At 65.3% G+C, this 25,854-nt stretch carries 26 protein-coding genes and 1 other annotated feature; of the genes, 13 read left to right on the top strand and 13 right to left on the bottom strand.

The window, feature by feature from the left end:
* Window positions 1-47 precede the first annotated feature (47 nt).
* The 3 genes from AC1DZY_RS07715 to AC1DZY_RS07705 all read right to left on the bottom strand — a co-directional run bounded on the left by AC1DZY_RS07715 (window position 48) and on the right by AC1DZY_RS07705 (window position 3,297).
* Window positions 48-866, bottom strand: a complete 819-nt coding sequence (locus AC1DZY_RS07715) for a carbohydrate ABC transporter permease (RefSeq protein ID WP_476819512.1) — start codon at window positions 864-866, stop codon at window positions 48-50.
* Window positions 863-1,777, bottom strand: coding sequence for a carbohydrate ABC transporter permease (locus AC1DZY_RS07710; protein WP_476819737.1), 915 nt, complete (start codon window positions 1,775-1,777; stop codon window positions 863-865). The genes AC1DZY_RS07715 and AC1DZY_RS07710 overlap by 4 nt, the downstream gene beginning before the upstream one ends.
* Before the next feature lie 167 nt (window positions 1,778-1,944).
* Window positions 1,945-3,297 (bottom strand): ABC transporter substrate-binding protein, encoded by a 1,353-nt coding sequence (locus tag AC1DZY_RS07705; RefSeq protein WP_476819511.1) that lies wholly within the window; start codon window positions 3,295-3,297, stop codon window positions 1,945-1,947.
* 184 nt (window positions 3,298-3,481) lie between these two features.
* Between AC1DZY_RS07705 and AC1DZY_RS07700 the strand changes: the two genes are divergently transcribed.
* Genes AC1DZY_RS07700 through AC1DZY_RS07690 form a run of 3 tightly spaced genes read left to right on the top strand, consistent with a single transcriptional unit; the run spans window position 3,482 to window position 5,842 of the window.
* Entirely contained in the window at window positions 3,482-4,510 is a 1,029-nt protein-coding gene (locus tag AC1DZY_RS07700; RefSeq protein ID WP_476819510.1) for an aldo/keto reductase, read from the top strand.
* A gap of 4 nt (window positions 4,511-4,514) precedes the next feature.
* Entirely contained in the window at window positions 4,515-5,381 is an 867-nt protein-coding gene (locus AC1DZY_RS07695; protein ID WP_476819509.1) for an amidohydrolase family protein, read from the top strand.
* A gap of 5 nt (window positions 5,382-5,386) precedes the next feature.
* Entirely contained in the window at window positions 5,387-5,842 is a 456-nt protein-coding gene (locus tag AC1DZY_RS07690) for an RbsD/FucU family protein (RefSeq protein ID WP_476819508.1), read from the top strand.
* Window positions 5,843-5,949: 107 nt separating this feature from the next.
* On the opposite strand, the gene AC1DZY_RS07685 is transcribed toward AC1DZY_RS07690, so the two are convergent.
* From AC1DZY_RS07685 to AC1DZY_RS07660, 6 genes are all read right to left on the bottom strand, one after another.
* Window positions 5,950-6,798 (bottom strand): NHL repeat-containing protein, encoded by an 849-nt coding sequence (locus AC1DZY_RS07685; RefSeq protein ID WP_476819507.1) that lies wholly within the window; start codon window positions 6,796-6,798, stop codon window positions 5,950-5,952.
* A gap of 165 nt (window positions 6,799-6,963) precedes the next feature.
* Entirely contained in the window at window positions 6,964-7,878 is a 915-nt protein-coding gene (locus AC1DZY_RS07680) for a polysaccharide deacetylase family protein (protein ID WP_476819506.1), read from the bottom strand.
* 64 nt (window positions 7,879-7,942) lie between these two features.
* Window positions 7,943-8,761: an ABC transporter permease gene (locus AC1DZY_RS07675; protein ID WP_476819505.1), complete on the bottom strand. Its 819-nt coding sequence runs from the start codon at window positions 8,759-8,761 to the stop codon at window positions 7,943-7,945.
* Window positions 8,762-8,771: 10 nt separating this feature from the next.
* A complete protein-coding gene (locus AC1DZY_RS07670) occupies window positions 8,772-9,632 on the bottom strand; it encodes an ABC transporter permease (RefSeq protein WP_476819504.1) in 861 nt (286 codons plus the stop codon).
* Window positions 9,633-9,659: 27 nt separating this feature from the next.
* Entirely contained in the window at window positions 9,660-10,688 is a 1,029-nt protein-coding gene (locus tag AC1DZY_RS07665; RefSeq protein ID WP_476819503.1) for an extracellular solute-binding protein, read from the bottom strand.
* A 25-nt stretch (window positions 10,689-10,713) separates the two neighbouring features.
* On the bottom strand, window positions 10,714-11,823 hold the full coding sequence (locus tag AC1DZY_RS07660; protein WP_476819502.1) for an ABC transporter ATP-binding protein: 1,110 nt from the start codon (window positions 11,821-11,823) through the stop codon (window positions 10,714-10,716).
* Window positions 11,824-11,994: 171 nt separating this feature from the next.
* Here AC1DZY_RS07660 and AC1DZY_RS07655 point away from each other — a divergent pair, with 171 nt between their 5' ends.
* A complete protein-coding gene (locus AC1DZY_RS07655) occupies window positions 11,995-12,441 on the top strand; it encodes a hypothetical protein (protein WP_476819501.1) in 447 nt (148 codons plus the stop codon).
* A 171-nt stretch (window positions 12,442-12,612) separates the two neighbouring features.
* On the opposite strand, the gene AC1DZY_RS07650 is transcribed toward AC1DZY_RS07655, so the two are convergent.
* Both AC1DZY_RS07650 and AC1DZY_RS07645 read right to left on the bottom strand, forming a co-directional pair.
* Entirely contained in the window at window positions 12,613-12,870 is a 258-nt protein-coding gene (locus AC1DZY_RS07650; RefSeq protein WP_476819500.1) for a hypothetical protein, read from the bottom strand.
* Window positions 12,871-12,905: 35 nt separating this feature from the next.
* The gene (locus AC1DZY_RS07645) at window positions 12,906-13,277 is read right to left on the bottom strand and encodes a hypothetical protein (protein WP_476819499.1); all 372 of its coding nucleotides are present in this window, start codon (window positions 13,275-13,277) and stop codon (window positions 12,906-12,908) included.
* A 710-nt stretch (window positions 13,278-13,987) separates the two neighbouring features.
* Here AC1DZY_RS07645 and AC1DZY_RS07640 point away from each other — a divergent pair.
* The 7 genes from AC1DZY_RS07640 (at window position 13,988) to bla (ending at window position 20,839) form a co-directional block, all read left to right on the top strand.
* On the top strand, window positions 13,988-14,281 hold the full coding sequence (locus AC1DZY_RS07640; protein ID WP_476819498.1) for a GIY-YIG nuclease family protein: 294 nt from the start codon (window positions 13,988-13,990) through the stop codon (window positions 14,279-14,281).
* A 235-nt stretch (window positions 14,282-14,516) separates the two neighbouring features.
* Window positions 14,517-16,058: a hypothetical protein gene (locus tag AC1DZY_RS07635; RefSeq protein ID WP_476819497.1), complete on the top strand. Its 1,542-nt coding sequence runs from the start codon at window positions 14,517-14,519 to the stop codon at window positions 16,056-16,058.
* 117 nt (window positions 16,059-16,175) lie between these two features.
* The gene (locus tag AC1DZY_RS07630) at window positions 16,176-17,354 is read left to right on the top strand and encodes a phosphoserine transaminase (protein ID WP_476819496.1); all 1,179 of its coding nucleotides are present in this window, start codon (window positions 16,176-16,178) and stop codon (window positions 17,352-17,354) included.
* Between the two features lie 202 nt (window positions 17,355-17,556).
* Window positions 17,557-19,155: a phosphoglycerate dehydrogenase gene (serA, locus tag AC1DZY_RS07625; protein WP_476819495.1), complete on the top strand. Its 1,599-nt coding sequence runs from the start codon at window positions 17,557-17,559 to the stop codon at window positions 19,153-19,155.
* Between the two features lie 43 nt (window positions 19,156-19,198).
* A complete protein-coding gene (locus tag AC1DZY_RS07620; RefSeq protein ID WP_476819494.1) occupies window positions 19,199-19,462 on the top strand; it encodes a DUF1902 domain-containing protein in 264 nt (87 codons plus the stop codon).
* A 131-nt stretch (window positions 19,463-19,593) separates the two neighbouring features.
* Window positions 19,594-19,788, top strand: coding sequence for a type II toxin-antitoxin system HicA family toxin (locus AC1DZY_RS07615; RefSeq protein WP_476819493.1), 195 nt, complete (start codon window positions 19,594-19,596; stop codon window positions 19,786-19,788).
* Window positions 19,789-19,846: 58 nt separating this feature from the next.
* On the top strand, window positions 19,847-20,839 hold the full coding sequence (bla, locus tag AC1DZY_RS07610; RefSeq protein ID WP_476819492.1) for a class A beta-lactamase: 993 nt from the start codon (window positions 19,847-19,849) through the stop codon (window positions 20,837-20,839).
* Between the two features lie 7 nt (window positions 20,840-20,846).
* Here the strand turns inward: bla and AC1DZY_RS07605 are convergent, their stop codons facing one another.
* Complete coding sequence (locus AC1DZY_RS07605; protein ID WP_476819491.1) at window positions 20,847-22,112, bottom strand: OmpA family protein; 1,266 nt, start codon at window positions 22,110-22,112, stop codon at window positions 20,847-20,849.
* An 85-nt stretch (window positions 22,113-22,197) separates the two neighbouring features.
* A complete protein-coding gene (locus tag AC1DZY_RS07600) occupies window positions 22,198-23,139 on the bottom strand; it encodes a DMT family transporter (RefSeq protein WP_476819490.1) in 942 nt (313 codons plus the stop codon).
* Window positions 23,140-23,245: 106 nt separating this feature from the next.
* On the opposite strand from AC1DZY_RS07600, the gene AC1DZY_RS07595 reads away from it, so the two are divergent.
* Window positions 23,246-24,136, top strand: coding sequence for a type 1 glutamine amidotransferase (locus AC1DZY_RS07595; RefSeq protein WP_476819489.1), 891 nt, complete (start codon window positions 23,246-23,248; stop codon window positions 24,134-24,136).
* A gap of 84 nt (window positions 24,137-24,220) precedes the next feature.
* Window positions 24,221-24,276 (top strand) — a sequence feature (sul1 is cis-regulatory element that is thought to sense ions involved in sulfur or methionine metabolism; They are found in Alphaproteobacteria).
* A gap of 73 nt (window positions 24,277-24,349) precedes the next feature.
* Window positions 24,350-25,792 carry a SulP family inorganic anion transporter gene (locus AC1DZY_RS07590; protein ID WP_476819488.1) on the top strand — a complete coding sequence of 481 codons (1,443 nt, stop codon included), beginning with the start codon at window positions 24,350-24,352 and terminating at the stop codon, window positions 25,790-25,792.
* The last annotated feature ends 62 nt before the right edge of the window (window positions 25,793-25,854 follow it).

Below are 25,854 nucleotides of genomic sequence, written 5' to 3'. Positions count from 1 at the left end.
ACATGTTAGTTTGAGGCCAAATCGGCCGCAAGTAACGAGATCCTGTGCTAGCCGTCCTTGAGTCCGCCTGCCGAGAGTCCGGCGACGATCTGGCGTTGTGCGAGCACGGTGACGAGGAGCACCGGCAGCGTCACCAGCAGGGCTGCCGCCGCAAGCGGGCCCCATGAAATCTGCTCGAAGGTCAGCGAGTTGTAGACAGCCGATGGCAGCGTGCGGCTGTTCTTGCCGCCGAGCACGACCGAGAAGATGAAGTTGTTCCAGGAGAAGATGAAGGCGAGGATGCCGCCGATGGTGACGCCGGGCAGCGCCAGCGGCAGCGCGACATGGCGGAAGGCCTGCCACGTCGTGGCCCCGTCGATGCGGGCGGCGTCCTCAAGCTCCATCGGAACGTTCTCGAAATACCCGATCATGATCCAGACGATGATCGGGATGGTGATGACGAGATGGGTGATGACCAGCGCCGTGATGGTGCCGACCAGCCCGGTGATCTGGAACAGCAGGAAGAGCGGGATCAGGTAGGACAAAGCCGGCGTCATGCGCGCGATCAGGATCAGGACCGCGAACTTCGCAGCCTTGCCGCGCGCGATGCCGTAGCCGGCCGGCACGCCGACGAGCAGCCCGATGAGAACGGCCCCGCCCGTGACCAGGATCGAGTTCCAGAGATAGAGCCCGAAATTGTTCTGCGCGAAGACGTCGACGTAGTTCTTGAAGGTCGGCGGCGAGGGGATGAACACCGGCGGAAAGGCGGTGTTGTCGAGTTCGTTCTTGAACGACAGCGACAGCATCCACAGGAACACCAGCACCGCCGGCGAGACCAGCACGAAGACCGAGAGGTAGAAGCCGAATTTGGTGGCGAGGCGCTTCATGCCGCATTCCACTTCGACTTCTGGCGGGCATAGAGCAGCAGCAGGGAGAGCATGATGATGATCACGAAGAAGATCACCACCACCGCCGAGGCGTAGCCGATCTTGTAGAACTGGAACGCCTGCAGATAGAGGAAGATGTTCAGCGTCTCGGACGCCGTGCCCGGCCCGCCCTGCGTGATCACGAAGATCGTGTCGAAGGCCTTCAGCGCATCGATGGTGCGGATCACGATCGCGACCATGATGAAGGGCCAGACCAGCGGCAGCGTGATGTGGCGGAACATGTGCCAGTTGTTGGCGCCGTCGATCAGCGCCGATTCATAGGGTTCTCTCGGAAGCCCGGCGAGGCCGCCCAGCACGATCAGCATCACCAGCGGCGTCCAGTGCCAGACCTCGACGAGGATCAGCGTCGGGATAACGGTGCCGGGATCGTAGACCCAGGCCTGCGGCCCGATTCCGACGGTCGAGAGCAGATAGTTCAGCACGCCGAGCTGCGGGTGGAACATCATCGTCCAGACCAGCGAGACCGCGACCGGCGTCGCCATCATCGGCATCACGAAGACGGTGCGCAGGATGCCGCGAAACGGAAACTCACGGTGGAAGACGAGCGCTGCCGCCGTCCCGAAGAAGATCGGCAGCACGACCGCCAGCACGGTGAAATACAAGGTGTGCCCCATCGACTCGATGAAGCGCGCATCGCGGAAGAGTTCGGCGAAATTCTGAAGCCCGACGAATTCCGGGCCGCCGCCGATCTTCCAGTCCTGCGTCGACATGTAGAGCGTGAACAGCCACGGGAACACGATAACCGCCGCGACGATCAGCACGGCAGGCAGCGAGAATACCCAGTAGCGCGGCGTGAAATCGGCCGAGTGCTTGAACGGAACGGGCTGCGGCTTGGCGAGGCCTGCCGGCATTGTGGTGGTGATCGTCATCGTCATATCCGCTCGGATGATGAGCTACATCGTCATGCTCGCCCTTGTGGCGAGCATCCATGTCTTGGGCACAGCGCGCGACGCCGAAAGACGTGGATGTTCGGGACTAGCCCGACCATGACGGTGCAGCAGAAGCGTCGCAACCAGCCTCAGGCCTGCTCGCTCTTTTCGAGGATCGGCTTGAAGGTCTCGGTCGCCTTCTTCAGCTCGGTCGCCGAATCGCCGCCGGTCAGCGTGTTGGTGATCGCCACGCCGAAGACGTCGCGGAACTCGGTGACCGGGATGATCTGCGGCAGGCCGGCGCGCGCGATCTTGCCCGACTCCGCCAGGCACTCGAAATACTCCTTCGGGAAGCGCGAGCCGGTCGAGGCCTCCGGGCTTGATAGCGCCGAGGTCCGGCCCGGCGCGCCCGCGCCGGCCTTGATCATGGCGAGCTGGTTGCCCTTGTTGCACATGAACTGCATGTAGAGCCAGGCCGCCTGCTTGTTCTTCGACGAGCGCGCGATGCCGAGACCGTCGCCAAACAGCGCCGAGTGATGCGCCTTGGGTCCGGCGGGCGTCACGCCATAGCCGACCTTGCCGACGATACGCGACTTGGTCGGGTCCTCCAGCGGCGTGGCGAAGCCGATGCCGTCGAGCCACATCGCGGCGCGGCCCTGCATGAAGGTGGTCTGGCACTCGTTCCAGTTGAAGCCGACGACGCCGGCCGGGCCGTAATCCTTGTTGAGCTTGCGGTACATGTCCGCCGCCCAGATCGCCTCCGGTCCATCGGTCTGCAGCTTGCCGGTGGTCGAGACCGTCTCCAGCCCCTGGCCGAGCAGCCACGAGGTCCAGACCGGGATGTTGGCGTTCTTCAGGCCGCGCGAGACGAAGCCGGCGACGCCCTTTGCCGGATCGTGCAGCTTGCCGGCGGTCGCGACCAGCTCGTCCATGGTCTTGGGATATGCGAGCCCCTTCTGGGCGAACATCTCCTTGTTGTAATAGATCATCCAGAAATCGATGAAGTGCGGCAGCGTATCGATCGAGCCGTCGGCCTGCTTGCCGAACTCGACGCCGCCGGCGGCGAAGTCGGCATAGTCGAAATCGGGCGAGGTCAGCGAGGCGTCGGCGAGATAGGGCCGAAGATCCTCCATCCACTTGCCCTTGGCAGCGAGGCGCTTCTGGACATGCAGCGCCAGCATCGTCACGTCGAAGGCGGGCTTGCCGGAGGAGAACTCGATCATCGCCTTCTGGCGCTGCTGCTGCTCGGGCACCTGCTCGGAGGACACCTCGATCCCGGTCAGCGCGGTGAAGGCCTTTTCCTCGGCCTGCATCAGATCGGAGCGCGGGTTCTTGACCAGCATGACGTCGAGCTTGGTGCCGGAAAAGCGCTTCCAGTTGAAAGTCGACTGGGCGTTCGCCTCGCGGATGATGGCGGGCGCACCGAGCGCGCCCAGCGCACCGAATACGGCGGCATTGCGCAACAGGCCGCGACGGGTCGGCGTGAGAATTCTGGATGTCATGGCGTCCTCCCTGTGGACATGATCACGGCCCGTTATCGAGCCTGTTGGTTATGCAGCCGATGCCCTGCCACCCCGCAGGGATCATCGACCGATCCGGCCGCGACGCTAGTCCGGTTCAGCGACGGTTGCAAGCTAACATGTTGGCGTGCACATAGAGCGGCCGATCCCGTTGGTGCGACCGTCGATGTCCGATCCCAGACTGCCTGCCGGCTCCCGCATTCTCGGTCGCTCGGGCCTTGCCGTGTCGACGCTGGGCTTCGGCGGCGCGCCGCTCGGAGACCTCTACGCCAGGCTCGACGAAAGCCAGGCGGTGGCGACGGTCGAGGCCGCGCTCGCGGGCGGCGTCACGCTGCTCGACACCTCGCCGCTCTACGGCCACGGCCTCTCCGAGCACCGCATCGGGGCGGCGCTGCGCCGCGCCGGACGCAAGGACGTCGTGCTCTCGACCAAGGTCGGGCGGGTCGCGGAACCGTTCGCGGCGCGCCGCGACGGCTCGGGCTATCTCGGTGGCCTGCCGCACGCGTTGCGCTTCGATTATTCCTATGACGGCGCGATGCGCTCTCTCGAACAATCCGCGCTCCGGCTCGGCGTCGATCACATCGACATCGTCCTGATCCATGATGTCGATGTCTGGACCCATGGCGAGGACATGATCGAGATCCGGTTCGCGCAGGCGATGGACGGAGCCTACCGCGCGCTCGACGAACTGCGCTCGGCCGGCGTGGTCAAGGCGATCGGCGTAGGCGTCAACGAGGCCGACATGTGCGAGCGCTTCGCCCGTGCCGGCAATTTCGACGCGATGCTGCTGGCGGGCCGCTACTCGCTGCTGGAACAGCCGGCGCTGGCCTCTTTCATGCCGCTGGCTCTGGAGAAAGGCATCGGGCTCATGCTCGGCGGCGTCTTCAACTCCGGCATCCTCGCCACCGGCCCGGTCGCCGGCGCGAAATACAACTACAAGCCCGCGCCATCAGCCATTCTCGCGCGCGTCGCGGCAATTGAAGCCGTCTGTGTCCGTCATGATGTCCCGCTGAAGCGCGCGGCGCTGCATTTTCCGCTCGGCCACGCCGCGGTGGCGAGCCTCGTCATGGGCGCGGTCTCGGCAGAGGAAATCGCCGATCAGATCACCGAACTTGGCCATCCAGTGCCCCCAGCCCTCTGGACCGAACTCAAGGAACAAGGTCTGCTCGGCATCGACGTACCCGTCCCGGAGTAGGCACATGCGCATCGATTCCCATCAGCATTTCTGGCGGCCGGCGCGTGGCGACTATGGCTGGCTGACACCGGAGCTGGAGCGGCTCTACGACAATTTTCTGCCCGCCGACCTCGCCCCGATCATCGCCCGCAACGGCATCGAAAAGACGATCCTGGTGCAGGCCGCGCCGAGCGAAGCGGAGACGCGCTTCCTGCTCGACCTCGCCGTCCAGACGGCTTTCGTCGCCGGCGTCGTCGGCTGGAGCGATTTCGAGGCGCCCGATGCCCGCTTCAACATTGCCCGCCTGGCGTCCGACCCGCTGCTGGTGGGCTTGCGCCCGATGGTGCAGGACCTGGCCGACGATGATTGGCTGGCAAACGAAGACCTCGACGCGGCCTTTGCCGCGCTCGGTGAACACGGCTTGGTCTTCGACGCGCTGCTCAAACCCCGGCACATTCCGGCGATGCTGGCGCGGCTCGCGCGCTCACCCGACTTGCCGGTGGTGATCGATCATGCCGCCAAGCCAGACATCGCCGGCGGCGATCTGGCGGAATGGCGCGCCGGCATGGTCCTGCTCGCCCGGCACGACAACGTGGTCTGCAAGCTCTCCGGCCTCGTCACGGAAGCCGGTTCTAACTGGAGCGTCGAGACGCTCGCGCCCGTGGTCGAGGATCTCATCGCCGCCTTCGGCCCGCAGCGGCTGCTCTGGGGCAGTGACTGGCCCGTCCTGCGCCTCACGGCAAAATACGACGCCTGGGTCGAGGCGACGGACACGCTCCTGGCCGGGCTTTCAGCCAACGAACGCGCGGCCATCCTCGGCGGCAATGCCGAGCGAATTTATCTCACGCGTCGCGGCCGCCGCGCCCGCCGCGAGCCCGCCACGGACAAGTGAGCATCATGCTGAAGGGCCTCGACCCCGTTCTTTCCGCCGATCTGCTCTGGATCCTCGCCGCGATGGGTCATGGCGACGATCTCGCTCTGGTCGATGCCAATCATCCAGCCGAAACGATCGCGCGCGCCACAACCAGCGGCAGGCTCCTTCGCCTGCCCGGCCTCGGCATGGCCCGCGCCGCCCGCGCCATCCTCTCCGTGCTGCCGATCGACGATTTCGAGCCGGACCCCGTCCGCCGAATGCAGGTCGTCGGCGACCCCACAGCGATTCCCGGCGTGCAGGCCGAGGTTCAGCGCGAACTCGACTCAGCGGCCGGCCGCTCGCTCCCGCTCGCCGGCATCGAGCGCTTTGCCTTCTACGAGGCGGCGAAGGCGGCATTCGCCGTCGTGCAGGTCGGCGATCCCCGCCCCTATGGCTGCTTCCTGCTGCGCAAGGGCGTCATAGCTGGCGAGCCGGGCTGACGCCTCAAAGCATTTTCGAGCGAAGTGGGTACCGGTTCGCGTCAAGACAATGCGACAGGACAAAGTGCTAGAGCAGTTCCGCGATTTCGGAGAAACGCGGAACTGCTCTAGAGCCGCTGCAGCCGCGTGATCCGGCTCGGATTGCTCTCGGCCAGCAGGATGTCGCCGTCGGGCGTGCCGAAGATGCCATGCGCGCCATTCAGGAAGGGCCGGCAGCGCCCGAGCCTCTCGCCACCGGGGCCGATCTTCTGCAGGCTCGGCACCATGTCGGTCACATAGGTGTTGCCGTCCTCGTCGCCCCAGATCGCGACAGGCTGATAGAAATGCGTCCAGGTCGCGATATGGCCGCCAAGATTGTCGAAGACCTGAACCCGGTTCTGCGTGCGGTCGACCACGATCACGCGGCCATCCGAATGGGTCCAGATCGCATGCGGCCAGCCGAACTGTCCTTCGCCGCCGCCATGCTCGCCCCAGCTCTGGAGGTGCACGCCATAGGCCGAAAAGCGGTGGACGCGGCTGGCCGCATATCCGTCGGAAACGTAGATGTCGCCCCAGGACGAGACATGCACGTCGGTCGGGTGGTTGAAGGGGCTGAGCGGCTGGCCGCGCTCTCCGAGGCCCGACAGCCTGTCGCCTGCGGCCGAGCAGATAATCACCTCGTGCATGTCGCGGTCGACGCAGAGGATGCGGCCCTGCGCATCGGCCGTCAGCATATGCGAATCGGCGATGAGATCGCCGCCCCAGCCGCCGAGATAGTCCCCCTCCGGCGACAGCTCTATCACGCGCGGATCATTGGGCTGCGTCAGCGGGTCGTGCCTGAGCATCACGAAGACATGGCCGCGCGGATCGACTGTGACGTCGGTGACGAAGCCGCTGTTCTGCGGCCATGAACCGAAGGGCCGCTCGATGCGGTAGCGTATGTCGCCCAGCGCGACGATCAGGTCAGGGATGGGCATGGATGTCTCTCGCGGGAAAGCGGTCGGGATAACGCGCCGTCATTCCGGGCGTAGCGAAGCGGAGACCCGGAATCCATCGTAAAATACCACGGCGCCCCGTGATGGATTCCGGTTCGCCGCCGCTTGCGGGGCTTGTCGGGAATGACGGCGTGGTCGGCACGGACTTCAATCCAGCTTGCCGGCAAACGGATGCGTCTTCGCCCAGTGCCGCGCAATGTCCAGCCGGCCGGTCACCCAGACGCCTTCATGGCCCTGAACGTAGTCTAGGAAACGCGCCAACCCCGCCGCCCGCGCCGGATGGCCGATCAGCCTCATGTGCAGGCCCACCGACATCATCTTGGGCTGCGTCGCGCCCTCGGCGTAGAGCATGTCGAAGGCGTCCTTGTGCCAGTCGAAATAGTCGCCCGAGGTCGCGAAGTAGCCCGAGCCGAACTTGCCGTCATTGTTGACCAGCGAGTACGGCACCACGAGATGCGGCTTGCCGTCGACGACCTTCCAATAGGGCAGTTCGTCGTCATAGGCGTCGGAATCGTAGAGGAAACCACCGTCCTCGACGATCAGCCTGCGCGTGTTGACGCTGGGCCCATAGCGGCAATACCAGCCCAGCGGACGCATCCCCACCGTCGCCTGCAACGAGGCGATCGCCCTGGCGATGTGCTCGCGCTCTTCCTCTTCGCCAAGCTCGTAATGCTTGATCCAACGCCAGCCATGGCAGCAGACATCGAAGCCTGACGCCCTGATCGCGGCAGCGGCCGCCGGATTGCGCTCGATCGCGAGCGCGCACCCAAACACCGTCATCGCCAGGCCGCGCTCCTGGAACAATCGCATCAGCCGCCAGAAGCCGACGCGGCTGCCATAGGCGAACATGCCCTCGCCGGCGAGGTCGCGGCCCTTCACCGCCATGGCTAGACTGCTCGATTCGGTCAGCGCCGTCTCTGTGTAGCCCTCGCCATCCTGCATCGAGGGCTCCGAGCCCTCCTCGTAATTCATCACAAAATTGATCGCGATGCGCGCGCCGCCCGGCCATTTTGGATCGGGCGGATGGGCGCCGTAGCCGATCAGGTCGCGGTCGTAACTCATCTCGGTCTCCTCGACTCGCCAGCCACCAGACAGCCCTCATCCTGAGGAGGCTCTCCAGTCCCCGCTACCCGCTGACCCGCCGGGTCAGGCCGGTCAGCCAGTCCATCACCAGCATCAGGATCAGCGTCGCCAGGATCAACACGCCGGCGATCGCGGCGATGCGGACGTCCAGCGTCGATTCCATCATGCCCCACATCCGGATCGGCAGCATGCCGGTGCGGGCGTTGGAGAGGAAGAGCGAAACCGGGACGTTGTCCATCGACGAGATGAAGGCGAGGAAGCAGCCGGCCGCGATGCCGGGCGCGATCAGCGGCAGCGTCACCTTGCGAAAGCCGTAGAAGCGGCTCGCCCCGAGATTGGCGGAGGCCTCCAGCAAGCCGGGATCGAGCTGCGTCAGGCTCGCCAGCGTGGTGCGGAAGATGAACGGCGCGATCACCACGAGATGGCCCGCTATCAGGAGGTTGAGCGACGGCCTGATCCCGATGACCGAGAAGAACATCAGCGCCGCCAGCCCGTAGGACAGGGTCGGCAGGATCAGCGGCGACAGGAAGCTCGCCTCGAGGAACCGCGCCGAGGGTTTTGTCACCCGCGTGATCGCCAGCGCCGCCATCACCGACAGCACCGCGCCGACCGCGGTCGCGATGCCGGCAACCCAGACGCTGTTCAGCGCCGCCATATGGATCTGCGCCGATCGCACCGGATCGAACAGATCCAGATACCAGCGCAGCGAAAGCTCGGGCGGCGGAAATTTTAGCGTCTGCGAGGTCGTGAAGGAGGTCGCGATCACGATCAGAACCGGCCCGATCAGGATCAGGATGCCGATCAGCGAAAGCAGGCCGACGAGCCAGCCATAGACAACGTCGCCGAATGTCGAGCGCTGCATCGCGATCTCCTCAGCCCGTCCTGGCGAAGCGGCCGAGCCAGCTCAGCGCCATGATGCCGGCGAGCACGGTGAACAGCAGCGTCAGCGACGCCACCGCCGCGAACGGCCAGTTGTAGACCACGGTCGATTGCTGCCAGATCAGCGCCGGCAGATAGACCAGACGCGCTCCGCCGATCACCGATTGCGAGATGAAGGCGGTCGCGGCCGAGGCGAAGACCAGCGTCGCCCCCGCAATCCAGCCCGGCAGCGTCAACGGCAGGATCACCTTGAAGAAAGTTCGGCCTTTCGAGGCCCCGAGCGCGCGCGAGGCGTCGATCAGGTTCTGGTCCATCTGCTTCATGATCGTCAGCAGCGGCAGGAGCATCAGCGGCATCTCGATCTGTGTCAGCGCGATCACGAGCCCGAGTTCCGTCTGCAGCAGGTTGAGCGGCGTTGTGATGAGGCCAAGCCCCATCAGCGTCTGGTTGACCACCCCCTCGCGCGCCAGAATGACGATCCAGGCGAAGGTGCGGATCACCACCGAGGTCAGCAGCGGCATCAGGATGATGAAGATCAGCAGCCGCTGCGCGCGCGGCCCCACGGCCCTGAACAGCAGCGCCAGCGGATAGGCCAGCAGCGTCGTCGCGACGACCGCGAAGACGCCGAGTTTCAGCGTGTCGAGGATCACCTTGAGATAGAAGGCGTCGGTGTAGAACTTGATCCAGCTCTCCGCCCCGCGCTTGGTCTGCTCGGAATCGGCGTAGAAGCTGATGTCGCCGAGGATGGCGAAGGGCGCGGCGAAGAAGACCAGATAGGTCAGCGCGAGCGGCGCGGCCAGCCGCCAGTCGACCTTGCCCCCGAACGCCGCATCGGTCTTTGCCGCCCCTGCCATGAGGTCCGCCCTCGCGCGATCGCCGCCCTACTTGGTGATCTCCTTGTTGAAGCGTTCGATCCAGGCGGCGCGCTGCGGATTGATCTTGGTCCAGTCATGCGTGACCATCTTCGAGAGCTCGTCGAGCGACTTGATGTCGAGCGTGGCGTCGAGCGGCGTCTCGGTGTTGATCGGCACCATGTTGTAGGGTGCCTTCTGCAGTGCGTTCTGCACCTCCGGCGAGATCGCGACATCGATGTATTTATAGGCGGCGTCGACGTTCTCGGCGCCTTTCACGATGTGCAGCGTGGTCTGGAAGGTGATCGAGCCCGATTCCGGCGCGATATAGGCGATGTCGACGCCGCGCCCTTTCAGGATCGCGACCGTGTTGGTGTTGCCATACATCACGTCGACCTGGCCCTGCTGGAACAGGCCCGGCAGCGCGGCCGGCGTCGCGATCGCCGCGACCTTCGAGACAGACTCCTTCAGCGCCTTGAACACCGGCTCCATATTCGCTTCCGAGCCGCCGAAAGCCTTGGCGATCTCGATCAGCGAGACCGTGCCGAAGGTGGTCTGGAATCCGGTCAGGCCGAGCCGCTCGACATAAGGCGACTTGAACAGATCGGCCCAGCTTTTCGGCGGCGTCGCGAATTTCTTCGGGTTGTAGGCGATGCCGACGACCTGCGCGTTGCAGGTCACGGCATGCGAGGTGATCAGCCCCTTGGGCACCTTGCCGGCGTTGCTCAGCTTGCTGGCGTCGATCGGCTCGAACAGGCCCGCCTGCATCGCGGCCGCCGCCGGGCCGGGATCGAGCACGAAGCAGTCGAACGGCGGCACGCCGCGCGCGGCGCGCACCTTGGCGACCTGATCGACCGCGAAAAGCGAATCGAAGGCGACATCGACGGCGTATTTCTTCTTCAGCTCGGGGGCGACGACGCCGCGATAGGCCTCTTCCCAGGTCCCGGGATAGATCGCGGCGGTGAGCGAGCCGGCAGCCTGCGCGCGCAGCGGCAGGGCGGAGCCGAGACCCAGCGCGGCGGCGCCGGCCAGAATCTCGCGGCGGGTCATGGTCGTCATGGCGCTGGTCTCCAGATCTCGGTTGTCAGGACGCGGGCGGCGGAAACAGGACGGGGCGGGCATGTTCGGCGAGCCCGCAAAAGGCGCTCTCGGCCTTGCTCGCGGCCACGCCCGGACGACGCGGCAGCGCGATTTTGATCGACTCGCCAGACGCGCTGGTGACGTCATGGATGATCTCGCCGCCGATCGGCAGGCTGAGCTTGAGCGCGACCGGGAAGCGTTCGGCCGCGGCCTCGTCGGCGAGCATCATCTGCTCGGGCCGCACCGAGACGATCACCGTGTTCTCCGGCGAAAAGCGCGCCTTCGACAGCACCCGCCAATGCGCGCCATTGGCGAGCTCGACCCCATAGCCGCCCTCGAACTGCTCGGTGACCTTGCCGCTGAACAGGTTGCTGGAGCCGATGAAGTTGTTGACGAAGAGCCGCGCCGGCTGGTCGTAGATCTCGACGGGCGTGCCGAGCTGCTCGATCCGGCCGGCGTTCATCACCGCGATCCGGTCGGCGATCGCCATCGCCTCGTCCTGGTCGTGCGTCACCATGATCGCCGTCAGGGCGAACTGGCGCTGCAGCCGCTTGATCTCGATCTGCATGTCGAGCCGCAGGTTCTTGTCGAGGGCCGCAAAGGGCTCGTCGAGCAGGAGAATGCGCGGCCGCATCGCCAGCGCCCGCGCCAGAGCCACGCGCTGCTGCTGCCCGCCCGAAAGCTGTTTGGGCTTGCGGTCGGCGAAGGCCTGCATCTGCACGGTGGCGAGCATTTCGCGGACGCGATCGGACTGGACCTGCCGGCTCTCGCCGCGCGCCGCCAGCCCGTACGCGATGTTCTGCGCGACGGTCAGATGGGGAAACAGCGCGTAATTCTGGAAGACGATGCCGATCTCGCGGCGGTTGGGCGGCAGCTTGTCGATCGCCCGGTCGTCAATGATGACGCTGCCATTGCTCTGCTGGATGAAGCCGGCGACGATCCGCAGCAGCGTGGTCTTGCCGCAGCCCGACGGCCCCAGCAGCGCCACGAGCTCGCCGCCCGCGACCTCCAGCGTGACATTGTCGACCGCCAGCGCCCCGCCATAACTATGCGTGACGCCGTCGAGCGTCAGCGGCTGGGCCGCGATCACATCGGGCTGGACGGACGCAAGCATGGGCAGGCAAACACCCCGGGCACGACGAAACGTCGTCGCCCGGAGGCTAGCAACAGCCGTGCCAAACCCGCTTGCATCGGCGCTGGCCGCGGCCGGCGCGCGAATTCGGCCTTGCGCGCGGCACGGCCTCGGCGGCAGATATCCGCGCCAGAATCCGCTGAAGGCCTCGACATGACCAGCATGACCAGAAACCCGATCGCACCCGCAGCCGCCGCGCTCGTTCTCGCGGCCGGGTTTGCGCTTGGCGCGGCCAGCCCCGCCTTCGCCCAGACAGGCGCGGACTGCAGCGCGAAATTCAACGCCGCCCGCACCGCCGGCACGCTGAAGGGCCAGTCCTGGAACGAGTTCCGCAAAATCCAGTGCGGTGAGACGGAAAAAGCCCCGGTCGGTCCCTATAATCCGCCCGCGACGCTGACGCCGCCGCCCCCGGCCAATGTCGTCTTTCCGGCGCGGATCGACCCGAAATACTCAGCCCTGCCGATCGGCACCCAGCGCTTCAAGACCTGCGACGACCAGTTCAACGCCAACAAGGCCAAGGGCGGCAATGGCGAGCTGAAATGGGTCCAGAAGGGCGGCGGCTACTTCAGCCTCTGCACCGCCAGGCTGAAGGGCGGCTGAGGCGGCGGGTCCCTTCTCCCCTTGCGGGAGAAGGTGGCATCGCGCCAGCGATGACGGATGAGGGGTCGCATAACCCTTTCAGATAAGTCTTTTTTATCAATATGATAAGTCGACACGACCCCTCATCCGGCGCTGCGCGCCACCTTCTCCCGCAAGGGGAGAAGGGCCGGCTCAGCTCCCCTTCGCCACCGCCTGCTTCAGCCGCGCGACGGCCTCGGTCGCGCCGGCTTTGAGCGCGACGTCGTTCGCCTGCCCATCCTTTTCCAGCGCCTCCAGCAGCGCCGCAACCGACATCGTCCCCGTCGCGGTCAGCCGCAGCACCGCATTGGCCATGACGTTGGGCCAATAGGCCGCCCCGCCCTTGGCCAGCCCCTTGGCCTTGCGGCCCTCGAATTCCTGGGCGAGCTGTTCGGGGGTCTTGCGGGCCATGATCGTCAACCTGTGGGGGAGAGGCGGGCTGCCTATCACGAAACAGCGGCTTTGCCGCCCCCGGTCTCGTCTTTCGCCGATGTCTCATATCCGAGAGCGGCATCCGCCGCCGCGATCCTCGCCCGAACCTGGCGCTGAGCCTCCTCGAACGTCGCGCCGCCGGACATCGCCGCGACCAGGAGGGCGAACTCCGTGCGCGTGTCGTCGTCCATCGCGGCGAAGACTGCGTGCAGGCAGGAGCCGGGATCCTCGGCTCCGCAACTGCGCTGGCGGCCGCAGGGTTTTTGCGGGCAATGCCGCCATGTCTCCATCCGGTCGACGAGAGCGCGGTGGCGGCGCGCCCGCTCGCGCATGTAGTCGGCCTGCCATTGCGCCTGTTCGGGGGTCTGCCATTCGAGGCGTTTCATCGTTTGCTCCATTCCCGGTGCGCCGTCTCCCCTGCGGGACGAAAGGCACGCCAAATCCCCGCCCGCCTTGCGGCGTCGGTTGGTGAGGGGCAGCGGAGCGCCGCGAGGCGCGTGGATATAAAACCGCAACCGTTAAGCCAGGTCGCGGCGCGGCAGGATTGAGCCACCTGCCGCACGCCCCGTGGCGCTCCGCTCGTCGGCGTTCTTCTTCAGACTCCGGGCCGCGCTTATCGGGTCGTGGGTTTCAGCCGCATTCGCTTCGACGCCAGTTCGGCTCATCGCCTCGTCGCATCGTCACTCCTGCGGCCTCGACCGGCCGACCGTTCCAGCGAGCTCCTCGCGCAGGGGCCATAGTACCCCCAGGGCGGTGCCCCGAAGCCTCCCGAGTCTGGCGTGCAAGGCCAGCCGCAGGCGCCGCCCCCATCCCGGTCGCCAGCATGCCTCCGGACGGCCGCCCCTCGGGGATGAGGTAGTGGCAGGATAGGCGGGTGCATGGAGGGCGGGGATTACTTTTGTACGCCTTCTCCGTCATGGTCGGGCTTGCCCCGACCATCCACGTCTTGACCAGTTAGACGGGGGCGCAATCGTCTGACGGCTCGCCGGGCATTAGCGTCGCAAGACGTGGATGGTCGCCACAAGGGCGACCATGACGGGAAAGGCGCGACGAAACGGCTCTTGCCGTCGCGCTTCCGCTCTTTCATCCTGCAACGATGAAGAAAAAGGGCGGCTGGGTCTATATGATGACGAACCGGCCCAACGGCACGCTCTACATCGGCGTGACCAGTGATCTCTCGCGCCGCGTTCACCAGCATCGCGAAGGGCTCTGCGAGGGCTTCACCAAGAGCTATAGCCTCAGGCGCCTCGTCTGGTACGAATGGCATGACGAGATCGGGAGCGCGATCCAGCGGGAGACTTCGATGAAGCGCTGGCTGCGCGCCTACAAGACCCGCACGATCATGCAGCACAACCCGGACTGGCGGGATTTGTATGAGGGACTTGCGTGAAGGCAATGCGACCGGGGGCAAGCCTCACCCGTCATGGTCGGGCTTGTCCCGACCATCCACGTCTTCGCGCCAGAGCGACCAGGCGCCGGTTTCGGAAGCACTCATCCGCCATCAGCGTCGCAAGACGTGGATGGTCGCCACAAGGGCGACCATGACGGAGAGGCTTAAACCCTGCCGGGCCACGGGAAAACCGATTTCTATCCTAGGATACCGATTTCCATCCTAGGATAGAGCGATGAGCAAAATACGCCGCAACATCAGCCGCCGAAAGCTTGAAGCCCTTCTTGCACGGGTCGATCATGAGGCATTTTTCCTTATGTGCTGGGCAATCCACGCTGCTCAAAACGGCAGGGCGGCAGCGGCTAGTAAGTACTTTCAATTCCCTCCAGAGGCGGCCACACGCGATTGGAATTCAACGCCTGCCATTCATCCATGGGCCCTGGAGACCCTCCTCAACGAGCTACTAGCGAACGCAAATCTGACTGGGCAACACTGGCCGCATCAGCCTTGCCGCAACTTCAACGATTTCGCCCTGTTCTATAATCGGCTCTACGACTTGGAGGGTTTGGATCATCAACTGATCCATCAGGCCAATCGAGGCCTCCGCGAGATGCATAGGATCTCCCAGCGGCAACTCGAATGGCAGCGCGGATTTATATCTTTGCCGCAGCTTTACCGCGCGGCGTTTCTTTATGGCGGCCCATTGTCGCGGACGTATTTCGAAAAATCCATGGGTCTTTCACTGGAAAATTTTATGCTTGGATGCTTCGCAATTTACACTCATGCTCTGTACTCTCCCTTTATAAGCGTAAATAATGGCCTCGCCGAGGTCGGCCTACCGCAGCACATACTTCAAAATGTTGTGGATGTGATCGCGAAATCCCACGACAGAGCCCGAGATACTGCCCTAGATTTGCGCTCTGACGACAGTCATGTTAGCTATAAGAAAAGCTTATTCCGCACCCACCCATGTATCGTTTTCGGAAAAAATATCTACGTTCCATTGCCAGAACTCGTGGGTCTCAGGTGTTCATCTGGTATATTCTATGATGTGATACGCGGACCGAAATACGTGAGAGATGAAATCGCGAAGCAATTTGAAATTTACGTTCAACAGTTGCTTGCAGCGTATCTGGCCCCGAAGCGCGTCGTGACAAGCTATAAATACGGCTCAAAGGGAAAAACAGCAGATACGCCTGACGTCCTGCTGTACGAGAGCGGCAAACTATCGTTTATCTTTGAATGCAAATCCACCCGCCTTTCCCATGCAGCGCGGTTCGCGGAAGAGCCTCTCACGAATGAAAGCCGCGGATATGACGAACTGGCGCATGGAATTTTTCAGATTTGGAGGTTCGTCTCTCATGTACGCCGTGGGATCGTCCCATCCGAAAAATGCCACCCCAATCTGCGGGGAATGGTAATAACGCTCGATAGCTGGCTGTCCATCGCGCCTGCCATAATTGAAGAGCTATTCGCAAAAGCAAAAATCGAGGCCGGCACCGACACTGGAATTATTGATGAAGATCATATTCCTATTACATTTTGCCTGATCGACGATTTAGAGAGCGTTCTTTCATACACTACACCAGCAGAATTTCTTGAAACTGCGCGTGTTGCTACAGATTTAGAATATAGAGGCTGGTTACTACCAAACGTTCGCCGGCGGTTGCTTCCGAAGCGTCGCCAGCAGCGCCCTTATCCGTTTAAGCAAAAAATTCGCGACGTCTTACCTTGGTGGGCGCGGCTGAGTGAACGTTCTCAGTCAGAAGCGAATTAGCACCCAATGGTCCCTACCGCCCCCACCGCTTGACTCCCCCACCCCTCCCCGCATACCCCCATCCCCGGGACACGCCGCCCCAACGCGGCGCGCCCATCTGTAAGGATGGAGACATCGATGGCGAATACCGTTCCGGCCGCGCTTCCGCGCGTGCCGCATTTCTCGTCCGGCCCCTGCGCCAAGCGCCCCGGCTGGAACCTCAAAGCCCTGTCGGATGCGGCGCTCGGCCGCTCGCACCGCGCAAAAGTCGGCAAGGACAAGCTCAAGCTCGCGATCGACCTGACCCGCGAGGTGCTGCAGGTGCCGGCCGATTACCGCATCGGCATCGTGCCGGCGTCCGACACCGGCGCGGTCGAGATGGCGATGTGGAGCATGCTGGGCGCTGTTGGCGTCGACATGGTCGCCTGGGAGAGCTTTGGCGAGGGCTGGGTGACCGATGTCGCAAAACAGCTCAAGCTGACCGATGTCCGCACCATCACCGCCCCTTATGGCGCGCTGCCGAACCTCAAGACGATCGACACGAAGACGCGCGACGTCGTCTTCACCTGGAACGGCACGACATCGGGCGTGCGCGTTCCCGATGCGAACTGGATCGCCGATGACCGCGAGGGGCTGACGATCTGCGACGCGACCTCGGCCGCCTTCGCCCAGCGCCTCGACTGGCCAAAGCTCGATGTCACCACCTTCTCCTGGCAGAAGGTGCTCGGCGGCGAGGCGGCCCATGGCATGATCATCCTCTCGCCGCGCGCGGTCGAGCGGCTGCTGACCTACAAGCCGGCCTGGCCGCTGCCGAAGATTTTTCGCATGGTCTCGGGCGGCAAGCTCTCGGAGGGCATCTTTGCCGGCGAGACGATCAACACGCCCTCCATGCTCGCGGTCGAGGATTATCTCGATGCGCTGCACTGGGCCAAGAAGGTCGGCGGGCTCGACGGGCTGGTGAAGCGGGCCGACGGCAACTTCCGCGTGCTCGCCAAGTTCGTGCGCGAGAACGACTGGATCGACTTCCTCGCGGTGAAGCCGAAGACGCGCTCGAACACATCGGTCTGCCTGACGTTCACGGACCCCGCCGTGACCGCGCTGGCTCCCGACGCGCAGGCCGCTTTCGCCAAGCAGGTGGTGGCGATCATCGAAAAGGCCGGCGCGGGCTACGATCTCGGCCATTATCGCGACGCCCCGCCCGGCCTGCGCATCTGGTGCGGCGCGACCGTCCAGTCGCGCGACCTCAAGGCGCTGCTGCCGTGGATCTCCTACGCTTTCGCCGAGGCCAAGGCGGGCTTGAGCAAGAAGGCGGCCTGAGCGCTGCGCACAAGACGCGCCGTCATTCCGGGCGCAGCGAAGCGGAGACCCGGAATCCATCGTAGAGCACAGTCAGCGCCTTACGATGGATTCCGGATCGGCGCGGCTTCGCCGCTTGTCCGGAATGACGGGGCGGTTCCCCGATTTCTGAAATTCACGCGAGCCCGAGCGCCCAGCGCCGCGCCGCCGGAGCTTTTTCCCGATGACCACGAATCCCGCCCCGCGCGTCCTGATCTCCGACGCCCTGTCTCCCGCCGCAGTGCAGATCTTCAGGGATCGCGGCATCGACGTGACCTTCGATCCCAGCCTCGGCAAGGACAAGGACAAGCTCGCCGCGATGATCGGCGAGTATGACGGCCTCGCCATCCGCTCGGCCACCAAGGCGACCGCCAAGCTGCTGGAGGCCGCCACAAAGCTGAAGGTGATCGGCCGCGCCGGCATCGGCGTCGACAATGTCGAAATCCCCGCAGCGACCGCGCGCGGCATCATCGTGATGAACACGCCCTTCGGCAATTCGATCACCACCGCCGAGCACGCCATCGCGATGATGTTTGCGCTCGCGCGCCAGATCCCCTCCGCCGACACCTCCACCCAGGCCGGCAAATGGGAGAAGAACCGCTTCATGGGCGTCGAGATCACGGCCAAGACGCTCGGGCTGATCGGCTGCGGCAATATCGGCTCGATCGTCGCCGAGCGCGGCATCGGCCTGAAGATGCGGGTGATCGCGTTCGATCCCTATCTGTCGCCGGAGCGCGCCGTCGCACTCGGCGTCGAGAAGGTCGAGCTCGAGGACCTGCTCAGGCGCGCCGATTTCATCACGCTGCATGTGCCGATGACGGAAAAGACGAAGAACATCCTCTCGGCGGAAAACCTCGGCAAGACGAAGAAGGGCGTGCGGATCATCAACTGCGCGCGCGGCGGGCTGGTCGACGAGGCCGCGCTGGCGGCGCTGATCAAGTCCGGCCATGTCGCGGGCGCGGCCTTCGACGTGTTCTCGGTCGAGCCGGCGGAGAGCAATCCGCTATTCGGGCTGGAGAACGTCGTCTGCACGCCCCATCTCGGCGCAGCCACCAGCGAGGCGCAGGAAAACGTCGCGCTGCAGGTCGCCGAGCAGATGTCGGATTATCTGCTGAAGGGCGCGATCACCAATGCGGTAAACTTCCCCTCGATCTCGGCCGAGGAAGCGCCGCGCATCAAGCCCTTCGTGGCGCTCGCCGAAAAGCTCGGCTCGTTCCTCGGCCAGCTCACCGAGGCCCCGGTCAAGGGCATCCGGATCGAGTATGAGGGCGCGGTCGCCGCGTTGAACCTGAAGGCGATCTCGGCTGCGGCGATCACCGGCGTGCTCAGGCCGTTCCTGCCGGAGATCAACATGGTCAATGCCGCGATGATCGCCAGGGAGAAGGGCATCGTCGTCGAGGAGCTGACCCGCGAGGTCGCAGGCAATCTCGAAAGCGTCATCCGCATCGTGGTCGAGGCCGAGGACATGCCCCGCCATGCCGCGGGCACGGTCTTCCAGGACGGCAAGCCGCGCATCGTCGAAATCCGGGACATCCAGGTCGATGCCGAATTCGCCCCGCACATGCTCTATGTCCGCAACGCCGACAAGCCGGGCTTCATCGGCCAGTTCGGCTTGGCTCTAGGCGAGGCCGGCGTCAATGTCGCGACCTTCTCGCTCGGCCGCGACAAGCCCGGCGGCGACGCGATCTGCTATGTCGCGGTCGACGAGCCGATCTCGGACGCGCTGCTGGCCAGGATCCACGAGATCCCGATGGTCAAGCGGGCGCGACGGCTGCGGTTCTGACGGTGGGCCGAAAAAACTCTTGGAGCCAGACGGATCATCACGCATGATTCGGCTGAGATATGGTCAGGGCATCGACATGAAGCGGCACGCTGTCGTCAGAGCAGCTTGGGATGACGAGGCTTCGGTCTGGTACGTCGAAGAGGCTGATATCCCCGGCCTCTCGACAGAGAGCGAAACTCTCGAGGGACTACGTCAACGCATCCGCGACATCATTCCCGATTTGCTGGAAGATGCCGCGGATCGTCCTGACACCATCGAGCTTGACATCATTGCCCATACGCATGAGCGCGTAAGCACCGCAGCTTGATGTCTGACGATCTGATTTCGCATGTGGACGGCTGTGGATAGCGCCAATAACTCGCGTAAGTCATTCACCACCCTTGTGGACTGAGCTGAACAGCGGTTGAGTCGTGGAACGAATCACGGCTGACGCTGGACATGAACAACTTCACCTCAGCCGTACGGGAAAGGCTTGCAGCCGCGGGCTTTGAACGGATTCGGTCTGGAAAGGGCGACCATGAGGTCTGGCGGCATCCGGTCAAACGGATCACCATTCCGGTAGATTCAAAAATCAAGTCGCGGCACACCGCCAACAAGATCATGAAGGATGCGGGCCTTCCCAAGGCCTTCTGAACCGCCCCACCCCCGCCGCAATCACCTTCTCCCGTGCGCCCCGCCACAGGAGATGCCCATGCTTCGCCACGCCATCCTTGCCCTCGCCTGCCTGATCGCCACGCCTGCCCTCGCCGACTGGGACAAGGCGAAGCTCGATGACGGCATCGCCGCCATCGAACGCGAATCGAAAGGCCGGCTCGGCGTCGCGCTGCTGGACCTCAATGACCGCGCAGGCTGGTCGCATCGCGGCTCCGAGCCCTTTCCACTGCAGAGCGTGTTCAAGCTGCCGCTGGCGGTGGCCGTGCTGCAGGCGGTCGAGGCCGGCAAGCTCGGACTCGACCAGCCGGTCACGGTGACGCGCCGCGACCTGTCGCTCTATCACAGCCCCTTGGCCGCCCGCTTCAGGGGCGAGCGCCAGAGCGTGCCGCTGCGCGAACTCGTGCGGCTCGCGGCGGCGGAAAGCGACAACACCGCCGCCGACCTGCTGATGCGGCTGATCGGCGGGCCTCAAACCCTCACAGCCATGCTGAAGCAGGGTGGCCTCACCGGCATCTCCGTCGACCGTTATGAACGCGTCTTCCAGCCGGAGATCCTCGGCCTGCCGGGCTATGGCTGGGACGAGGTGATCGACACGAAGGCCTTCGGCGCGGCCGTCCAGGCCATCCCCGCAGCCGAGCGCCGCAAGCGGCTTGAAGCGACCCTGACGGACCGGCGGGACGCCGCGACGCCCGATGCCTCCATCGCCTTTCTGGAAGCGCTGGCCAGGGGCAGCTGGCTGCGCGAGCCTGCGCACAACAAATTCCTGGAGGAAATCGCCGCCGGCGCGCTGACCGGCAAGGACCGGATTCGCGCCGGATTGCCCAGGGCCGCGCGTTTCGCCCACAAGACCGGGCTCGGCCCCTCGGCTGCCGGCCTGAACCACGCCACCAACGACATCGGCGTCGTGACGCTCCCCGATGGCCGCGTCTTCGCCATCGCCGTCTATCTGGCGGGCTCGACCGCGACGCCGCGGCAGCGCGAGTCGGCCCACGCCGCCATGGCGCGGCTGGCGGTCGAGGCGCTGCGCTGAGACCTGTCTATTTGCGGGTGCAGCCGAGCCGGACCAGTTCGACCCGGCGGTTGCGGGCGCGGCCTTCGTCGCTGCCATTGTCGGCGACGGGCTGGCTCTTGCCATAGCCCTTCGAGGCGATGCGTTCGGCCGCGACGCCATGCTGGGTCAGCCATGTCCGGACGCTTGCGGCGCGCGCATCCGAGAGCATGAGATTGTAATCGTCGCCGCCGATCGCATCTGTATGGCCCTGGATTTCGGCCTTGGCCGCCCCTTGCGCCTTCAGCAGCGCCGCGACCTTGGTCAGGACCGGGTCGGATTCAGGCTTGAGCGCCGCCTTGTTGAAATCGAAGAACACGCCGTAAAGCGGCAGGCGGCAGTCCCTCGCCAGCGCGGCCGACCAGTCCTCTCCGCCGAGATCGACGACGCTGTAGCTCAGGCTCGCGGTGAATTCGTAGAACAGCTTCACCCAGATATCGCGGCCGTCGCGGGCGTAATGGGCGACGAGGCTGGCATGGTCGACGACAGCCTCCGGCGTCACGGGATAGACGACGCTCCAGCCCGCCGCGAGCAGGGCCTCGCGATAGTCACTGACGAACTGCAGGCGCGAGAGCGTGGCCGGCCCCTGATAGGAGCGGATCACGACGCCCTGCCCGACGAGGCGCGGTTCCTCGCCTTTGCCGGGCTCCCCGACATCGAGCGGCCCGTCGGCGCGCCCTTCGCCCGTGCGTTTCGAACCGGGCCAGGGCGGAAGATAGGGCAGGTCCTGCTTGTCGGACACCTTCTCGGGCTTGGTTGCGGGGGGCGAAAGCTTCAGCGTCGGCGCGGCGCTGCCGACTTCCACGATCTCGATGAAGACCTGCGCCTGCGGCCCATCCATCCGGATGGCGGCCCAGATCTCCTTGCCATCCCGCATCAGCCGCAGCGAGAACTGGCTCTTATCCTCGCTGGTGAAGACGTTCTGCCAGCCGGTTTTGGCGAGACTGCCCTGCAAGGCGGCGTGGATGCGCGCTTCCGTGCCGTTGTCATAACCCGGGGCGGGCTCGCCGGTGGCGGGCTTGTAGGCGAACCAGCGCGCGAAATGCCGGCCGCGCTTCTCCTCCTTGGTCGCGCCCGCTGCATCCGTCGAGAATTCGGCTTGGCCGAAATCCTCCCTCAACAAGGCCTGATCGGGGTCGAGCACGATCTGGGGCGGCAGCCTGACGTAGTCGGGCAAGCCCAGATCGGCCCGCGCCGGCATGACGACCAGCAGCGTCAGCAGGGCGGAAAGCCCCATCGTTGCAATGCGCCCCATGCCGGCATCCCCTCAGTCGATCGCACGATGCTGCCCCGGCGACGCCGGCACGACAAGATCGAATTGACGCTGCGTCGGGGGGCAGTCACGCTACGCGCTTGCCGATCCGCTCGGCGATGAAGATGCCGCCCAGCACCAGCGCCAGCGCCAGCGCGTGATAGAGCGCCAGCTGCTCGCCGAGGATGAAGACGGCGAGGATCGGCGCGAAGACGGGCACGAGATTGACGAAGATGCCGGCCCGCCCCGGCCCGATCAGCCCGACGGCGCGCAGGAAGAACAGCTGCGACAGCAGCGAGGGAAAGATCACGACATAGGCGAGAATCAGCCAGCCCTTCGGTGTCGGCCAGAGAATGCTGCCATGGACGATTTCGAGCGCCAGCAGCGGCAGCGACACGATGCAGGCGACGCAGGCGAGCGCGGTGAAGAACACCAGCCCCGGCATGGCCGGGCGCGAGCGGATCGCCACCGTGTAGCCGGCGTAGAAGGTGCAGGCCAGGATCATCCAGAGGTCGCCCGGAAGGAAGGCGAGCGCGCTCAGCACATGGTAGTCGCCCCGGCTTGCCACCACGGCTACGCCGAGCAGCGTCACCAGCACGCCCAGCCCCTGCAGCCGGCCGATCGGCGTGCGATAAGCGACCAGCGCGCCGACCAGCACGAAGATCGGAATCGAGCCCTGCAGGATGCCGATATTGATCGCCGTGGTCGAATAGGCCGCCTGGTACATCAGGGCGTTGAAGCCGGTGAAACCGACCGCGCCCATCATCACGATCAGCTTCCAGTTCGCCCTGAGCGCTGGCCAGTGCTCGGCAAGCTCGCGGCGCACCATCCATGGCAGCACCGCGCAGACGAAGACCCAGCGCAGCGAGGTCAGCGCCATCGGCGAGATGTGGCCGACCGCCAGACGGCTGGCTACCGCGTTGCCGCCCCACATCAGCATGGTCAGCGTCAGCAGCAGGTAGGCATTGCCCCAGAAGCGCTGCGGCAGGGATCTGGCAGGTGATGCGGCAGGCGATTTGGCAGGTGACAAGGCAGTGGCCAGTTCGACATGGGTCGGGCGCCTGCAATAGCCTTGCGCGCGCTTCGCGTCATGTGAGATGAGGCGCAACGCCGCCCATCGCCGGACGCATCCCGCCATGACCAGCCTCGAGACGACGTACCGCCCGCTCCGCCTGCTCGTCGTCGACGGCAACACGCGCGAGCAACGCGAGAACCACGCGGCCGGCTATCGCGGATTGTCGCCGGCCGCCGCCTATGCGGAAGAAGTCACCGCGATCGCCTCGGGCGCGCTCACCGACATCTGCCTGCCGGCCGACGAGGGCGCAAACCTTCCCGACGGGGCGGGGCTGCAATCCTATGACGGAATCTTCCTGACCGGCTCGTCGCTGCATATCGACAGGCCCGAACCGGCGGTGACCCGCCAGATCGAGCTGATGCGCGCTATCTACGCCAGCGGCACGCCCTGCTTCGGCTCCTGCTGGGGCATCCAGATCGGCGCGGTCGCGGCCGGCGGCACCGTCACCGCCAATCCCCGGGGCCGCGAGATCGGCTTTGCCCGCAAGATCACGCTGACGGAAGCCGGGCGCCAGCACCCGCTGCTGGCTGGCCGGCCGCTCTCATTCGACGCCCCCGCGATCCATCTCGACACCATCGTCCAGCCGCCAGGCGACACCACCGTGCTCGCCTCCAACGCCTACAGCGCCGTCCACGCCGCCGAGATCCGGCATCAGGGCGGCATCTTCTGGGGCGTGCAGTACCATCCCGAATTCCCGCTCGCGCAGGTCGCCTCGATTCTCGGGCGGATGATCCCGGTCCTGATCGAGGAGGGCTTCCGCAAGGACGAGGCGGCGGCGCGATGCTGGCTCGACGAGATCACGGCGCTCGACGCCGACCCCGCGCGTTTCGACCTCGCCTGGGGCCATGGCCTCGACGAGGAGGTGCTCGACGCCGATCGCCGCGTCACCGAACTGCGGAATTTCCTGGAACAGCGGGTCCAGCCTCAGGCGAGCGCGCGCGGGCGGGCCTGAGGGACGGCTGACAAACGCGTGCCGGATATGCCGTCGTCCGGGTTGATCGCCTCCGGCAGCTCGGGCTAAAGGTCGTGGCATCCACAAGGACCCGGTGAAAATCCGGGTGGCTCTTCCGGCCGCCAATCCGCCGGACCACGCAAGATGCTTCCTCCGTCACTGCGCGAGCCCGGTCCCGGGTTTCGTAGACGGCCATGCTTTGCGAGACCCCCAATGACCCTGTCTTCCATTCGCCGCGAATGGTTCGCGCATCCCGTGCGCGAACTGCTCGCCGGCGCTGTCGCCACCTTCGCGCTCATTCCCGAAGTCATCGCCTTCTCCTTCGCCGCCGGCGTCGATCCTCAGGTCGGCCTCTTCGCCTCCTTCGTGATCGCCATCGTCATCGCGGTCGCGGGCGGGCGTCCGGCCATGGTCTCGGCCGCGGCCGGCTCCGTTGCGCTGGTGGCGGCCCCGCTCGTCGCCGGCCACGGCCTGGCCTATCTGCTCGCCGCCGGGCTGCTGGCGGGGCTGCTCCAGATCGTCTTTGGTCTGCTGCGGCTCGGCGTCCTCATGCGCTTCGTCTCGCAGTCAGTCCGCACCGGCTTCGTCAATGCGCTCGCCATCCTGATCTTTGCAGCCCAGCTTCCCCATCTCGGCGGCGAGGGCTGGGCCACCTATGGCGTGCTCGCGGCGGGCCTCGTCATCATCTACGCCGCCCCCCGCCTGACCACCGCGATCCCCTCCCCGCTGATCTGCGTCGTCATCCTGACGGTCGCCGCGATCTGGCTGCAGTTGCCGGTCAAGACCGTCGGCGATCTCGGCCTGCTGCCGGATTCGCTGCCCGCCTTCGCCCTGCCGAATGTGCCGCTGACGCTGGAGACGCTGCGCATCATCATCGGGCCCGCCATCGCGATCGCCATGGTCGGCCTGCTCGAATCGCTGATGACCGCCAGCGTCGTCGACGATCTGACCAACACCACGAGCTCCAAGAACCGCGAATGCGCCGGGCTGGGCCTCGCCAATTTCGCAGCGAGCCTGTTTGGCGGCATCGCCGGCTGCGGCATGATCGGCCAGACCGTCAGCAACGTGAAATATGGCGGGCGCGGCAGGCTTTCGACGATGTTTGCCGGCGTCTTCCTGCTGATCCTGATGGTGCTTTTGAAGCCATGGGTCTCGCAGGTGCCTGTCGCCGCGCTGGTCGCGATCATGGTGATGGTCTCGATCGACACCTTCAACTGGTCGTCCCTGCGCGCCGTTCTGGCACACCCCAGAATGTCGAGCATCGTCATGCTGGCGACGGTGGCGGTGACCATCGCGACCGCGAACCTGGCGCTGGGCGTCGCCATCGGCGTCGTGCTCAGCGGCGTGTTCTTCACCTTCAAGGTCGCACGCCTGCTGCATGTCCAACGCGAGCCGGACCAGGCGGAGGGGACCTCGCGCTATCGCGTCTCCGGGCAGGTCTTCTTCGCCTCGGCCGACGCCTTCATCGAGGCGTTCGAGGTTGCCGAAGCCGGCCAGGTCAGCGTGCATATCGACGTGTCGCGCGCCCATTTCTGGGACGTCACGGCGGTCGCCGCGCTCGACAAGGTGGTGCAGCGCTACAAGGCCCATGGCGTCGCCGTCGAGGTCGCCGGAATGAACCAGGCCAGCGCCACCCTGATCGAACGGGTGGCCTGACGCGAGGCCAGACCTCGCGTTACGTCAACACTTTCCCCGTTCCGGCCCAATTCCGCCTTCGC

It is taken from the genome of Allobosea sp. P2_A10 (genome assembly GCF_056405115.1).
The sequence above is the reverse complement of the archived record's forward strand: the minus strand, read 5'-3'. Positions and strand labels throughout refer to the sequence as shown.

Excerpts from the sequence above, each read along its gene's own strand:
- AC1DZY_RS07595 (WP_476819489.1), top strand. The coding sequence starts at position 23,246 with ATGACCAGCCTCGAGACGACGTACCGCCCGCTCCGCCTGCTCGTCGTC.
- AC1DZY_RS07650 (WP_476819500.1), bottom strand. The coding sequence starts at position 12,870 with ATGGCCCGCAAGACCCCCGAACAGCTCGCCCAGGAATTCGAGGGCCGC.
- AC1DZY_RS07645 (WP_476819499.1), bottom strand. The coding sequence starts at position 13,277 with ATGAAACGCCTCGAATGGCAGACCCCCGAACAGGCGCAATGGCAGGCC.
- AC1DZY_RS07710 (WP_476819737.1), bottom strand. The coding sequence starts at position 1,777 with ATGCCGGCAGGCCTCGCCAAGCCGCAGCCCGTTCCGTTCAAGCACTCG.
- AC1DZY_RS07660 (WP_476819502.1), bottom strand. The coding sequence starts at position 11,823 with ATGCTTGCGTCCGTCCAGCCCGATGTGATCGCGGCCCAGCCGCTGACG.
- AC1DZY_RS07620 (WP_476819494.1), top strand. The coding sequence starts at position 19,199 with ATGATTCGGCTGAGATATGGTCAGGGCATCGACATGAAGCGGCACGCT.
- AC1DZY_RS07635 (WP_476819497.1), top strand. The coding sequence starts at position 14,517 with ATGAGCAAAATACGCCGCAACATCAGCCGCCGAAAGCTTGAAGCCCTT.
- AC1DZY_RS07675 (WP_476819505.1), bottom strand. The coding sequence starts at position 8,761 with ATGCAGCGCTCGACATTCGGCGACGTTGTCTATGGCTGGCTCGTCGGC.
- AC1DZY_RS07605 (WP_476819491.1), bottom strand. The coding sequence starts at position 22,112 with ATGGGGCGCATTGCAACGATGGGGCTTTCCGCCCTGCTGACGCTGCTG.
- AC1DZY_RS07670 (WP_476819504.1), bottom strand. The coding sequence starts at position 9,632 with ATGGCAGGGGCGGCAAAGACCGATGCGGCGTTCGGGGGCAAGGTCGAC.
- AC1DZY_RS07685 (WP_476819507.1), bottom strand. The coding sequence starts at position 6,798 with ATGCCCATCCCTGACCTGATCGTCGCGCTGGGCGACATACGCTACCGC.
- AC1DZY_RS07590 (WP_476819488.1), top strand. The coding sequence starts at position 24,350 with ATGACCCTGTCTTCCATTCGCCGCGAATGGTTCGCGCATCCCGTGCGC.
- AC1DZY_RS07695 (WP_476819509.1), top strand. The coding sequence starts at position 4,515 with ATGCGCATCGATTCCCATCAGCATTTCTGGCGGCCGGCGCGTGGCGAC.
- AC1DZY_RS07655 (WP_476819501.1), top strand. The coding sequence starts at position 11,995 with ATGACCAGCATGACCAGAAACCCGATCGCACCCGCAGCCGCCGCGCTC.
- AC1DZY_RS07640 (WP_476819498.1), top strand. The coding sequence starts at position 13,988 with ATGAAGAAAAAGGGCGGCTGGGTCTATATGATGACGAACCGGCCCAAC.
- AC1DZY_RS07630 (WP_476819496.1), top strand. The coding sequence starts at position 16,176 with ATGGCGAATACCGTTCCGGCCGCGCTTCCGCGCGTGCCGCATTTCTCG.
- AC1DZY_RS07615 (WP_476819493.1), top strand. The coding sequence starts at position 19,594 with ATGAACAACTTCACCTCAGCCGTACGGGAAAGGCTTGCAGCCGCGGGC.
- AC1DZY_RS07700 (WP_476819510.1), top strand. The coding sequence starts at position 3,482 with ATGTCCGATCCCAGACTGCCTGCCGGCTCCCGCATTCTCGGTCGCTCG.
- AC1DZY_RS07705 (WP_476819511.1), bottom strand. The coding sequence starts at position 3,297 with ATGACATCCAGAATTCTCACGCCGACCCGTCGCGGCCTGTTGCGCAAT.
- AC1DZY_RS07680 (WP_476819506.1), bottom strand. The coding sequence starts at position 7,878 with ATGAGTTACGACCGCGACCTGATCGGCTACGGCGCCCATCCGCCCGAT.
- serA (WP_476819495.1), top strand. The coding sequence starts at position 17,557 with ATGACCACGAATCCCGCCCCGCGCGTCCTGATCTCCGACGCCCTGTCT.
- AC1DZY_RS07690 (WP_476819508.1), top strand. The coding sequence starts at position 5,387 with ATGCTGAAGGGCCTCGACCCCGTTCTTTCCGCCGATCTGCTCTGGATC.
- AC1DZY_RS07665 (WP_476819503.1), bottom strand. The coding sequence starts at position 10,688 with ATGACGACCATGACCCGCCGCGAGATTCTGGCCGGCGCCGCCGCGCTG.
- bla (WP_476819492.1), top strand. The coding sequence starts at position 19,847 with ATGCTTCGCCACGCCATCCTTGCCCTCGCCTGCCTGATCGCCACGCCT.
- AC1DZY_RS07715 (WP_476819512.1), bottom strand. The coding sequence starts at position 866 with ATGAAGCGCCTCGCCACCAAATTCGGCTTCTACCTCTCGGTCTTCGTG.